This window comes from Streptomyces sp. NPDC029041 (assembly GCF_040637515.1).
GTDB lineage: Bacteria > Actinomycetota > Actinomycetes > Streptomycetales > Streptomycetaceae > Streptomyces.
Genome location: NZ_JBEZWO010000006.1, coordinates 508248 through 521492, shown reverse-complemented (window position 1 = coordinate 521492; position 13245 = coordinate 508248). Strand labels below are relative to the sequence as shown.

Genomic DNA, 13245 nt, shown 5'->3' with positions numbered 1-13245 from the left:
CATCACACACTATGCGGTGGCTGTGGGGGCGATCCGACGGGTCCGCAACAGTTCCGTCACGGAAAGGATCTTGAGACAACCCGTAACCCGATGCGGTGTCCGGGGTTGGTAGCGGTGGGGGGCCTGCTGTCTGTGCGCGGTCCTCCGTGCCCGTACGCAGTGGGAGGTCGGGGAAGTCGTGGCGGAATCCACCCCTGGGGGTTGTGCATCAAAGGAGGCCGCTGTGGGAGACCTGCACGCAGCATCTCTCCCCGACGGAGCGCTCCTGGACACGGGCCCGGCCCCGCGCTTCGCGCACGAGGGATTCCTGCGCCGCCAGGCCGCACGCGACTCCGCCGCCCGGACCTACGCCCGGGCCCTGCCGATCGTTCCGGTGCGGGCCCGAGGACTCACCATCGAGGGCGCGGACGGCCGCCGCTACCTGGACTGCCTCTCCGGCGCAGGCACCCTGGCCCTCGGCCACAACCACCCGGTCGTCCTGGAATCCCTCCGCAGGGTGCTCGACTCCGGCGCACCTCTGAACGCCCTCGATCTGGCGACACCTGTCAAGGACGCCTTCCTCACCGAACTGTTCCGCACCCTGCCACCGGGCCTCGCGGACCGGGCGCACGTGCGGTTCTGCGGCCCGGCCGGAAGCGAAGCCGTCGAGACCGCCTACGCGCTCGTCCGCGCGGCGACCGGCCGGAGCGGTCTTCTGCCGTTCCCCGGCGCTGGTGACACGAGTGCCGCCGGGGCCCTCGACGCCACGTCCGCGGAAACCCCTGACGCGCGGCTGACCCGACTGTCCCACCCGCAGCACTACCGCTGCCCCTCCGGTGTCGGCGGTGAGCGACGCAGTGCCGACCTCGCCGCCCTCTGGACCGAGTTCCTCCCCGACGCCCCCGCCTCCGGGGTTGCGCTGCCCGCCGGGGTGATCGTCGAGCCCGTCCAGAGTGAGGGAGGGGTGATCCCCGTCCCCGACACCTGGCTGCGGCGCCTGCGAGAGCTCACCGCCGTCCGGTCCGTCCCCCTGATCGCCGACGAGATCCGGACCGGTGTGGGCCGCACCGGTGCCTTCTGGGCGATCGAGCACAGTGGCGTGACCCCCGACGTGATGGTCCTGTCCGACGCCATCGGCGGCAGCCTGCCGCTGGCCGTCGTGGTCTACCGCGACGGCCTCGATCCCGGACGACCCGGCACCCCCGCCGACTCCTTCCCCTGCAACCAGCTCGCCATGGCCGCCGGCGCGGCGACCCTCGCCCACGTCCGCGAGAACGCCCTCGCCGAGCGCGCGGCAGCTCTCGGGGCACGCATGCTGAACCAACTCCGGCCGCTCGCCTCCGAGTTCCCCTGGGTCGGAGATGTGCGGGGGAGAGGGCTCATGATCGGCGTGGAGCTGGTGGACCCGGACGGGGAAGGGAAACCCGGCCGTTCCGGTGTCACACGGGCCGCGGAGTGCGGCAGGGAGGCTTCGGTGCGGCCGGGCAGCGGGTCCCGGCTCCTCCCCGCCGCTCCTGAACTCGCTGCTGCGGTCCAGCGGGAGTGCCTGCGACGCGGCCTCATCGTCGGACTCGGCGGCCTGCGCGCCGGCGTCGTCCAACTGCTGCCACCCCTGACCATCACCGATGAACAAGCGGCCGCCGTGATGGACCGCTTGGCCGACGCGGTCCGGGCCGCGGCTCGGTGCCGTGGTGGCGGCACGGCTGCCGCACCGTTAACGCGGTGAAGCCACACGGCGGGCGTGGGAGCCGGCGCAGCATGCCTGCACACCAGAGGTGCGCCACCGGTCGCCGGGCGCCCCACGCGCCATGGTCCATGATCCCCGCGGCCATCCGTCCTGCACGCCGCACGCCGTGAGCTCTCCTGGACCACGAGACCCGCACGCGGCGCGCCCTGATCCCCGCGAGCCACGGTCCCGCGCGCCGCGCGCGGTGGTCCCGCGCGTCTCTTCGCCCGCCGCCCGACCTCGCGCCCCGCATGCAGCGCCGAGTGAAGCTCCTCGTCCCGCAGCCCCACCAAGCCTGATCCCGGAAGCACCCCACCAGTCTGAATCCCGGAACCACCCCATGAGGTACCTGCCGTGAACTCCACCCCCCACCCCGACGACCGCGCCCCCACCTCGGAACCAGGCTCAGCCGGGGCCTGGCCACCGGCGACACCGCCGAGACTTGGGGTCCCTCACCAGCGGCCGACCGCGAAACCGACCCAGGGGTCGAGCACACGCCAGGACAGCGACCCACTGGAGCATCCCGACCCGTACGCCGTCGCCCATGCCGCAGCCGTGGAGAACCTGCTCCGCTGCTGGGCACGCGAGACCAACGCGCCCGCCCCGGCCGACGGCGTCCTGCGCATCCCCCTTCCCGCCACCGGCACGAGCCTCCTCGCACCGGTGCGCTACTGGTCCATGACGGGCTGGCACCGCTTCGGCCCTCCTCGTCTCGCGGATACCGCCGAGACCGCCCCACCCGCCGACGCCGCCACGATCGCCGCCCTGCTCGCCAGGGAGACGTCCCACCACTCCTCCGGCAGCAGCCCTGCCCACGCCTCCCTGCCTACGCGCGCCACCAGCTCCGCAGCGTCCCCCTGCGCCGACGGTGTCGGGTTCGTCGCAGGTGTCGCCGACTCCCTCCGATGCGCCGCCCGCTTCATCACAGCCCGCCGGGAACGCCCGGCCGACGGCCCCGACCTCTTTCTGTCCGCGGAACAGGCACTCGTCCTCGGACACCCACTGCACCCCGCACCGAAGAGCCGCGAGGGACTCACGGAGGCAGAAGCGCCGCTGTACTCACCCGAGTTGCGCGGTTCCTTTCCGTTGCACTGGATGGCTGTCGCTCCCTCCGTCCTCGCCACCGACTCCTCTTGGACCGAGCGCGGCCGTCCGGTCGCCGCACCCCTGCTCACCGCCCGGCTCGCCGGAATCGGGGCGCGGTTGCCGGAGGGGTACGCCCTCCTGCCCCTGCACCCCTGGCAGGCACAAGAGGTCCGGCGCCGTCCACCGATTGCCGCCCTGCTGGACACCGGACTGCTCCGTGACCTCGGCACCCACGGCCCTGACTGGCACCCCACCTCCTCCGTACGAACCGTCTACCGAACCCGTGCCGCCGCGATGCTGAAGCTCTCGCTGGGCCTGCGCATCACCAACTCCCGCCGCGAGAACCTCCGCAAGGAACTGCACCGCGGCGTCGAGGTCCACCGCCTTCTCCGCAGCGGCCTCGGGCAGCAGTGGCGCGCCGTGCACCCGGGCTTCGACATCGTCCGGGACCCGGCCTGGCTCGCCGTGGACACCCCCGACGGCGACCCGGTGCCCGGACTGGACGTGGTGATCCGCCACAATCCGTTCAGCCCCTGCGACGACGTCTCCTGCGTCGCCGGCCTCGTCTCGCCGCGACCGTGCACCCCGACCCCGCCGGAGGGGGATTCGGGGTGGCCCGACCGACACGGCCCGGCCCTCCGGTCCCGCCTGGCCGAGGTTGTCACGCGTCTCGCCCGCCGCACCGGACGACCCCGCGGAGCGGTCGCCGCCGAGTGGTTCCTCCGCTACCTGGCCCACGTGGTCCGTCCCGTTCTCTGGCTGGACGGCGAGGCCGGCGTCGCACTGGAAGCCCACCAGCAGAACACCCTGCTCCTGCTGGACGCCGACGGCTGGCCCACAGGTGGCCGCTACCGCGACAACCAGGGCTACTACTTCCGCGCATCCCGGCGCCAGGACCTCGACGACCGGTTGCCCGGTATCGGGGAGCGGAGCGACACGTTCGTCTGCGACCAGGTGACCGATGAGCGGCTCGTGTACTACCTGGTGGTCAACAACGTGCTCGGTCTGATCGGCGCGTTCGGCTCCCAAGGGATCGCCGACGAGCGACTGCTGCTTGCCGCCTTCCGGCGATTCCTCGGACACCTCGCCTCCGGTCCGGCCCGGCTGCGCACCCCGCTGCCCGCCCTGCTGCTCGACTCACCCGTCCTGCGCTGCAAGGCCAACCTGCTGACCCGGCTGCACGGCCTCGACGAACTCGTCGGCCCGGTCGACACCCAGTCCGTCTACGTCACCATCGCCAACCCCCTGCACTCCTGACCCCTCTGACCGACCCTGACCACAACTGACCTGCCTCCTTCATCCCCGAGGGCAGGCCACCCCTGCCTGAGAGGAGCATCCGGTGCCTCCCGCCGACCCGATCGCCGAGGCCGGTATCGCAGCCCCGGTCATGGCCGCCGTCCCCGTCATGACCGCGGCCCCCGTCAGTGCCGCAGTCCCCGTCACGGCCGCTCTGGCCTCAGGCGCCGGGTCCCGAGGCAACGCCGATGCCGGGCAGAGGGCCGACTCCAATGCCGGGCCGGGCGGCGGCCCCGGGGCGGGGCCGGGCGCCGACCCCGATGCCGCGCCCGTGGCCGGGTCGGGTACGGGCCCCGCTCCCGAGCCCGCCGTCGGCTCGGGGTGCCGCTCGGACACGCTCACCGGTGCTGTCACTCCTGGTGAGCCGGACACCCCGGCCAGTGACCTCGCCGCGGTAGGCGCAGTCGACGATCACACGCCCCGAAGGCGAGGCCTGGACACGGCGCAGCCCTCCGTCCCCATCGGCGCGACCGTCGCGCCCACCCGTCCCGATGCCCTTCCGCGCCACGACGACCTCCTCGACCGCATCGCAGCATGGGGCCCGGCAGACACACCCGCAGGCCGTTTCCACCTCGTCCCCGCGCGCATCGAACGCGACCTGGCGCTCATCAGCCGCTGGATGAACGACCCGGCGGCCGCTGCGTTCTGGGAACTGGCCGGACCACAGGAGGTGACGCGGGACCACCTGCGCGCCCAGCTGGCCGGAGACGGGCGCAGCGTGCCCTGTCTCGGCCTGCTGGACGGGGCACCGATGAGCTACTGGGAGATCTACCGGGCGGATCTGGACCCACTGGCCCGGCATTACCCCGCGCGGCCTCATGACACGGGGCTCCACCTCCTGCTCGGCAGAGTCGCCGACCGGGGACGCGGCCTGGGCGGACTGCTGCTCCGGGCCGTGGCCGAGCTCGTTCTCGCGCGGAGGCCCTCCTGCGCACGTGTCATCGCGGAACCCGACATTCGCAACACCCCCTCCGTCGCCGCTTTCCTGACCGCCGGCTTCCGGTTCTCCGCGGAAGTCGACCTGACCGCCAAGCGAGCCGCTCTCATGGTCCGAGACCGGTCCCTCCGGCATCTGTTGTAGCGCTGTGTCATCGCGCCGTCACTCATTGAACGCGGCCCGTGCCGGGACAGTTCCCGCCCACCGCGTCGATTCTGAGCAGCCGTGCCACGACTCACCGTCCGAGCCGGTCGTCCCTTGTCACCGCCCCCACCGAGGAGCCCACGGTCTTGATCGCGTCCCCCGCACCCGCCTTGATCGCCCGTTTGTCAGTGCAGGGTCGTAGGGTGGTCGCGCTATGACGAAGCCCTCACTCCCCGAACTCCTGCATGCCGCCGTCACTGCCGTCGGTGGTACGGAGCGCCCCGGTCAGGTGGCCATGGCCCAAGCCGTCGAGGAAGCGATCGACGACGGCTCCCACCTGCTGGTCCAGGCGGGTACCGGTACCGGCAAGTCGCTGGGCTACCTGGTGCCCGCGCTGGCGCACGGGGAGCGTGTGGTCGTCGCGACCGCCACCCTCGCCCTGCAGCGCCAGCTGGTGGAACGCGACCTGCCGAGAACGGTCGAGTCATTGCACCCCCTGCTGCGCCGGCGCCCGGAGTTCGCGATGCTCAAGGGCCGGTCGAACTACCTGTGCCTGCACCGACTGCACGAGGGTGTCCCGCAGGACGAGGAGGAGGGCCTCTTCGACCAGTTCGAGGCCGCCGCGCCCACCAGCAAGCTGGGCCAGGACCTGCTGAGGGTGCGCGACTGGGCCGACGAGACCGAGACCGGTGACCGTGACGACCTCACGCCCGGCATCTCGGACCGGGCCTGGGCCCAGGTGTCGGTGTCGTCGAGGGAGTGCCTGGGCGCCACGAAGTGCGCGTACGGCGCCGAGTGCTTCGCCGAGATGGCCCGTGAGCGGGCGAAGCTCGCCGAGGTCGTCGTCACCAACCACGCGCTGCTCGCGATCGACGCCATCGAGGGTGCCCCGGTCCTCCCGCAGCACGAGGTGCTGATCGTCGACGAGGCACACGAACTGGTCTCCCGGGTCACCGGAGTGGCCACCGGCGAGCTCACCCCCGGCCAGGTCAACCGCGCGGTGCGCCGGGCGGCGAAACTCGTCAACGAGAAGGCCGCCGACCAGCTCCAGACCGCCGCCGAGGGGTTCGAGCGGCTGATGGAGCTGGCGCTGCCGGGCCGCCTGGAGGAGATTCCCGAGGACCTCGGGTACGCCCTCATGGCGCTGCGCGACGCGTGCCGCACGGTCATCTCCGCGATCGGCACGACCCGCGACAAGTCGGTCCAGGACGAGGACGCCGTCCGCAAGCAGGCCCTGGCGTCCGTGGAGAACGTGCACGACGTGGCGGAGCGCATCACGAACGGCTCCGAGTGGGACGTGGTCTGGTACGAGCGCCACGACCGTTTCGGTGCCTCCCTGCGCGTCGCCCCCATGTCCGTCTCCGGGCTGCTGCGCGAGAAGCTCTTCGCGGACCGCTCGGTGGTCCTGACGTCCGCGACGCTGAAGCTGGGCGGCGACTTCAACGGTGTCGGCGCCTCGCTGGGCCTCGCCCCCGAGGGCACGGGGGGTGATGACGTCCCGAAGTGGAAGGGCATCGACGTCGGCTCGCCCTTCGACTACCGCAAGCAAGGCATCCTGTACGTAGCCAAACACCTGGCGCGTCCGGCGCGGGACGGCGACCGCGCGGACATGCTCGACGAACTCACGGAGTTGATCCAAGCGGCAGGCGGCCGCACCCTCGGCCTGTTCTCCTCCATGAGAGGTGCCCAGCTGGCCGCCGAGGAACTGCGCTCCCGGATCCCCGAGTTCCCGATCCTGCTCCAGGGCGAGGAGACGCTCGGCGAGCTCATCAAGAACTTCGGGGCCGACCCGAAGACCTGCCTCTTCGGCACGCTGTCTCTCTGGCAGGGCGTCGACGTCCCGGGACCCAGCTGCCAGCTGGTCGTCATGGACAAGATTCCGTTCCCGCGCCCGGACGATCCTCTGATGAGCGCCCGCCAGAAGGCCGTGGAGGAGGCCGGAGGCAACGGCTTCATGGCGGTGGCCGCCACCCACGCCGCGCTCCTCATGGCACAGGGCGCCGGCCGGCTCGTGCGGGCGTCGGGGGACCGGGGCGTGGTCGCCGTCCTCGACCAGCGTCTGGCGACGGCCCGGTACGGCTCTTATCTGAAGGCCTCGCTGCCCGACTTCTGGTTCACGACGGACCGGAACCAGGTGCGGAAATCGCTCGCGGCGATCGACGCCGCGGCCCTCAAGGCGGCAGAAGCATGAGCCGGGGGTGGGCCGACGGCCCACCCCCACGGCCCGAGCCGCTGGGCCCTGAGGTGCGGCATCCGCTCCGGACAGCGCAGGGCCCCGGAACCGGCGCAGGGGTCCCGGGGCCCGGTCAAGGGGTGGGCCCGTGGGGCCCGCCCGACGCGGTGCGCGCTGTCAGACGCGGCGCAGCACGGCCACCACCTTGCCGAGGATGGTCGCATCGTCGCCGGGGATCGGCTCGTAGGACGCGTTGTGCGGCAGGAGCCAGACATGGCCGTCCTCGCGCTTGAAGCGCTTGACGGTGGCTTCGCCGTCGAGCATCGCCGCCACGATGTCGCCGTTCTCGGCGACCGGCTGACGGCGCACCGTGACCCAGTCGCCGTCGCAGATCGCGGCCTCGATCATCGAGTCACCGACGACCTTGAGGACGAACAGCTCACCGTCGCCGACGAGCTGGCGGGGGAGAGGGAAGACGTCCTCGACGGACTCCTCGGCGAGGATCGGGCCACCGGCGGCGATCCGGCCGACCAGCGGCACGTAGGACGCGGCGGGCTTGCCCGCGGTGTCCGTGGGCTGCACCGAGGCGGCCTGGTCGGAGCCGCGCACTTCGTAGGCGCGCGGACGGTGCGGGTCGCGGCGCAGGAAGCCCTTGCGCTCCAGTGCCATCAGCTGATGTGCGACAGAGGAGGTGCTGGACAGGCCGACGGCCTGGCCGATCTCCCGCATCGACGGCGGGTATCCCCGACGCTGGACGGAGTCCCTGATGACTTCGATCACCCGGCGCTGACGATCGGTGAGCCCCGAGCTGTCCGCCCGGATGCCGGGAGGTCGGCCCGGCAGGGAGCGCTTGTGCCCCTCAGGGTTCGTGGCTTCGTTCATCGCATGCACCGGCTCCAGTCGGCCCTGGGAGCGGTCCTGGGCAGCGATGGCGGCACTGTCTGCGGTGGTGGTCACGTCGGCCCCTCTCGATGGTCTCCCTGCTGGACAACGGTAGTTGCTTTCGAAAGGTTGCGCCAAACACACGTTCGAGTGAAAAAACGCGAATCGCCGGACGCGATCATGTGTCCGGGTGTATTGGCAGCCGCGCCACCTGGCAGGCAAATGGGCCCATTGCTGTACTCTTCACCGCCGGGGTGATCGCCTCGTGGACTGTGCCCCAGTCTGCCATCCGGCATTCCCTCGCCCGGGGACCAGCCCTCATCTGCGCGGTAGTCCCACGCCCCCTCCTCGCGGCGCCCACGGTATCTCCGCATGCGCCGCGGCGATACGGCCGTGCAGGTACGGATGCCCGCACCGCCCGGAACGAGGGTGTCGGAGGCGGCACCTGCGAGGCGGAACGGGCGTGTGTGGCAGGGCTCGTCGTACGTCACCTGCGCCTTCGCGTGCGACACGCGAGATGGAGCTGCATGTATGAGCCAATCCCCACATCTAGTGGTTGGATTGCATCAGCAGCCCAGAAGTTGTGGTCCCCCGGGTCTCGGGGCTCATGGTCATCGCCTATGCTGGGGGCTGCTTCGTGGGGCGCAAGATGCCCGGCGAGGCTATTGAGTCTGCTGTGAGGAGGGTTGGGAGTTCATGCACTGCCCCTTCTGCAGGCACCCCGACAGCCGTGTCGTGGACAGTCGTACGACCGACGACGGCACATCGATCCGCAGGCGCCGCCAGTGTCCTGACTGCTCCCGTCGTTTCACGACCGTGGAGACGTGCTCGCTCATGGTGGTGAAGCGGTCCGGAGTCACCGAGCCCTTCAGCCGTACGAAGATCATCAATGGTGTGCGCAAGGCGTGCCAGGGGCGGCCTGTCACCGAGGACGCGCTCGCCCAGCTCGGCCAGCGGGTCGAGGAGGCGGTGCGGGCCACCGGCAGCGCCGAGCTGACCACCCATGACGTGGGGCTGGCCATACTCGGCCCGTTGCAGGAACTCGATCTCGTCGCCTACCTGAGGTTCGCCTCCGTCTATCGGGCGTTCGACTCGCTCGACGACTTCGAGGCGGCCATCGAGGAACTCAGGGCGCAGACGGGACCCACCGGCACGGACGACCCGGACCGCAAGGGGGCGGCTGCGGGGAGCCAGGAAGACGACCGCGGGCCCGGAGGGACCAGGCAGGTTCCCGAGCCCGCAGGCGCCGCCGACTGACCGGCGGGCCGGACCCGGAACGGCAGCTCCGGGGCCCGGCCGGGCGGCGGCGTGAGAAGACCTGTTGCGGGCGTGTGAGTGGTTGCCCGCAACACCAGACAGAACACCGTGCACCGGGAACAGCGGGGCACTTCAGGGCGTTTTCGCCCGTACAGGGAGGCGGCATGACAGAGACGGCGAGCGGTCCGGCACGGAGTTCCCGCGCCAAGAGCGCCAAGGCGAGCAAGGGCCTGCGTGTCGAGCGCGTCCACACCACCCCCGGGGTCCACCCCTATGACGAGGTGGCCTGGGAGCGTCGTGACGTCGTCATGACCAACTGGCGCGACGGCTCGGTCAACTTCGAGCAGCGCGGCGTGGAGTTCCCCGACTTCTGGTCGGTGAACGCGGTCAACATCGTCACCAGCAAGTACTTCCGCGGTGCCGTGGGCACCCCGCAGCGCGAGACCAGCCTCAAGCAGCTGATCGACCGCATCGTGAAGACGTACCGGAAGGCCGGCGAGGACCACAAGTACTTCGCCTCGCCCGCCGACGCCGAGATCTTCGAGCACGAGCTGGCCTACGCCCTCCTGCACCAGATCTTCAGCTTCAACAGCCCCGTGTGGTTCAACGTGGGCACGCCGCAGCCCCAGCAGGTCTCCGCCTGCTTCATCCTGTCCGTCGACGACTCCATGGAGTCGATCCTCGACTGGTACAAGGAAGAGGGCATGATCTTCAAGGGCGGCTCCGGCGCCGGCCTGAACCTCTCCCGGATCCGCTCCTCCAAGGAGCTGCTGTCCTCCGGCGGCAACGCCTCCGGTCCGGTCTCCTTCATGCGTGGCGCCGACGCCTCCGCAGGAACGATCAAGTCCGGTGGCGCCACCCGCCGTGCCGCCAAGATGGTCGTCCTCGATGTGGACCACCCGGACATCGAGGACTTCATCGAGACCAAGGTCAAGGAAGAAGAGAAGATCCGCGTCCTGCGCGACGCCGGCTTCGACATGGACCTGGGCGGCGACGACATCACGTCCGTCCAGTACCAGAACGCCAACAACTCGGTCCGCGTGAACGACGAGTTCATGCAGGCTGTCGAGCAGGGCGGCAAGTTCGGCCTGCGCGGGCGGATGACCGGAGAGGTGATCGAGGAGGTCGACGCCAAGGCGCTCTTCCGCCGGATCGCCGAGGCCGCGTGGGCCTGTGCCGACCCCGGCATCCAGTACGACGGCGTCATCAACAACTGGCACACCTGCCCCGAGTCCGGCCGGATCACCGCGTCGAACCCGTGCAGCGAGTACATGCACCTGGACAACACGTCCTGCAACCTCGCCTCGCTGAACCTGATGAAGTTCCTCAAGGACGACGGCAAGGGCAACCAGTCCTTCGAGGCCGAGCGCTTCCAGAAGGTCGTCGAGCTGGTCATCACCGCGATGGACATCTCGATCTGCTTCGCGGACTTCCCGACGCAGAAGATCGGCGAGAACACGCGCGCGTTCCGTCAGCTGGGCATCGGTTACGCCAACCTCGGCGCCCTGCTGATGGCCACCGGTCACGCCTACGACTCCGACGGCGGCCGTGCCCTCGCCGGAGCCATCACCTCCCTGATGACGGGTACGGCGTACCGGCGCTCCGCCGAACTCGCCTCGATCGTCGGCCCTTACGACGGGTACGCCCGCAACGCCGACGCCCACAACCGCGTCATGAAGCAGCACTCCGACGCCAACGACAAGGCCGTCCGTATGGACGACCTGGACACCCCGGTGTGGGCCGCCGCCAGCGAGGCCTGGGGTGACGTCCTGCGCATCGGTGAGAAGAACGGTTTCCGTAACTCGCAGGCTTCCGTGCTCGCCCCGACCGGCACCATCGGCCTGGCGATGTCCTGCGACACCACCGGTGTCGAGCCCGACCTCGCGCTGGTCAAGTTCAAGAAGCTGGTCGGCGGCGGCTCGATGCAGATCGTCAACGGCACGGTCCCGCAGGCCCTGCGCCGCCTGGGCTACCTGGAAGAGCAGATCGAGGCGATCGTCGCCCACATCGCCGACCACGGCAACGTGATCGACGCCCCCGGTCTCAAGCCCGAGCACTACGAGGTGTTCGACTGCGCCATGGGCGAGCGGGCCATCTCCCCGATGGGTCACGTCCGCATGATGGCCGCGATCCAGCCCTGGATCTCCGGCGCCATCTCCAAGACGGTCAACATGCCGGAGACGGCGACCGTCGAGGAGGTCGAGGAGATCTACTTCGAGGCCTGGAAGCTCGGCGTCAAGGCGCTCGCTATCTACCGCGACAACTGCAAGGTCGGCCAGCCGCTCTCCGCCAAGACCAAGGAGAAGGAGAAGGCGGAGATCACGGAGAAGGCCGAGGAGACGATCCGTACCGCGGTCGAGAAGGTCGTCGAGTACCGCCCGGTCCGCAAGCGTCTGCCGAAGGGACGTCCCGGCATCACCACGTCCTTCACCGTCGGCGGTGCCGAGGGCTACATGACCGCCAACTCTTATCCGGACGACGGTCTCGGTGAGGTCTTCCTCAAGATGTCCAAGCAGGGCTCGACCCTCGCGGGCATGATGGACGCCTTCTCCATCGCGGTCTCCGTCGGCCTCCAGTACGGCGTGCCGCTGGAGACGTACGTCTCGAAGTTCACCAACATGCGCTTCGAGCCGGCCGGCATGACGGACGACCCGGACGTGCGGATGGCGCAGTCGATCGTCGACTACATCTTCCGCCGCCTGGCGCTGGACTTCCTGCCCTTCGAGACGCGCTCCGCGCTCGGCATCCACTCCGCCGAGGAGCGTCAGCGTCACCTCGAGACCGGTTCTTACGAGCCGAGCGAGGACGAGGTCGACGTCGAGGGGCTGGCCCAGTCGGCGCCGCGCGCCCAGGAGCTGAAGGCGGTTTCAGCTCCGAAGGCCGAGGAGGCGGTCAAGCCCGCCCCGCAGCAGGCCCACACCAGCGCCGAACTGGTGGAGATGCAGCTGGGCATCCAGGCTGACGCCCCGCTCTGCTTCTCCTGCGGCACGAAGATGCAGCGTGCCGGGTCCTGCTACATCTGCGAGGGATGCGGCTCGACCAGCGGCTGCAGCTGACGCCGAGCACGTGAGCCGATGACGGAGGGGCACCGCCTGCGGGCGGTGCCCCTCTCGTCGTGGGTGCTCGTCGGTGTGGAGGTCAGGGACGGTGTGCCGAACCCATCGTGCCGGTGAAGTCCACGGGGTCGCCCTCGAAGCCCCGGAGGCCGGCGCGGAACTCCCACGGGCCCGAGCCGTCCCGGGCGAACTCCGCGACCGTCGCCGCGGTCGCACCCAGGACACCGCCGAAGTCATCCTCCGCGAGGACGGTGTACCCCTCACGGATACGCAGTCCGGGGTTGCGCACACTGACGAACGTGCGTTCCGCCGGCCGCTGCTGGATGACGACACCTACGACCACGCGCGCGTAGCGGACGTCGAGCCGGTCCAGTTCGAGCGTCATGACTTCGTCGTAGCCGAAGCCCTGGCCGTCCTTGCTGTCCCGGTTGAGAGTGATGGTGCCGTCGGGGGAGCGCCTGTCGAAGTGCACCACGTACGCGGGATCGCCGTGCGGGGCGTCCGCGGGGTAGGTCGCGGCGACCAGGTCCAGGTCGGTGGACGGCTGCCCCGCCAAGCTGGGATCCCACCGCACCGCGATCTCGACCTTGCGAAGCCCCTTGCTGAGCCCGTCCACCAGAGTCCCCTTCCCCGTACCGACCGTCCGCCGGCCCAACTGCCGGGCGCGCATGACTGTTTGTCCATCCTGCCACGCACGGGAGCACGCGCG

General features: G+C 70.4%; 8 protein-coding genes. 6 read left to right on the top strand and 2 right to left on the bottom strand.

Features of this window, described 5'->3' with window-relative positions; translation table 11 throughout:
- The first annotated feature begins 232 nt into the window (after positions 1-232).
- The 4 genes from AB0F04_RS18390 to AB0F04_RS18375 all read left to right on the top strand — a co-directional run bounded on the left by AB0F04_RS18390 (position 233) and on the right by AB0F04_RS18375 (position 7359).
- Entirely contained in the window at positions 233-1705 is a 1473-nt protein-coding gene (locus AB0F04_RS18390; protein ID WP_362042832.1) for an aminotransferase class III-fold pyridoxal phosphate-dependent enzyme, read from the top strand.
- 555 nt (positions 1706-2260) lie between these two features.
- The gene (locus tag AB0F04_RS18385) at positions 2261-4048 is read left to right on the top strand and encodes an IucA/IucC family protein (protein ID WP_362042706.1); all 1788 of its coding nucleotides are present in this window, start codon (positions 2261-2263) and stop codon (positions 4046-4048) included.
- A gap of 82 nt (positions 4049-4130) precedes the next feature.
- Entirely contained in the window at positions 4131-5168 is a 1038-nt protein-coding gene (locus tag AB0F04_RS18380; protein WP_362042705.1) for a GNAT family N-acetyltransferase, read from the top strand.
- 214 nt (positions 5169-5382) lie between these two features.
- On the top strand, positions 5383-7359 hold the full coding sequence (locus AB0F04_RS18375) for an ATP-dependent DNA helicase (protein WP_362042703.1): 1977 nt from the start codon (positions 5383-5385) through the stop codon (positions 7357-7359).
- Between the two features lie 159 nt (positions 7360-7518).
- Here the strand turns inward: AB0F04_RS18375 and lexA are convergent, their stop codons facing one another.
- Positions 7519-8298: a transcriptional repressor LexA gene (gene lexA / locus AB0F04_RS18370; protein WP_053671024.1), complete on the bottom strand. Its 780-nt coding sequence runs from the start codon at positions 8296-8298 to the stop codon at positions 7519-7521.
- Between the two features lie 621 nt (positions 8299-8919).
- On the opposite strand from lexA, the gene nrdR reads away from it, so the two are divergent.
- The gene (gene nrdR, locus AB0F04_RS18365) at positions 8920-9480 is read left to right on the top strand and encodes a transcriptional regulator NrdR (protein WP_362042701.1); all 561 of its coding nucleotides are present in this window, start codon (positions 8920-8922) and stop codon (positions 9478-9480) included.
- Positions 9481-9644: 164 nt separating this feature from the next.
- Entirely contained in the window at positions 9645-12536 is a 2892-nt protein-coding gene (locus AB0F04_RS18360) for a vitamin B12-dependent ribonucleotide reductase (protein ID WP_362042699.1), read from the top strand.
- An 82-nt stretch (positions 12537-12618) separates the two neighbouring features.
- Here the strand turns inward: AB0F04_RS18360 and AB0F04_RS18355 are convergent, their stop codons facing one another.
- Positions 12619-13152 (bottom strand): TerD family protein, encoded by a 534-nt coding sequence (locus AB0F04_RS18355; protein ID WP_362042698.1) that lies wholly within the window; start codon positions 13150-13152, stop codon positions 12619-12621.
- Between the last annotated feature and the right edge of the window lie 93 nt (positions 13153-13245).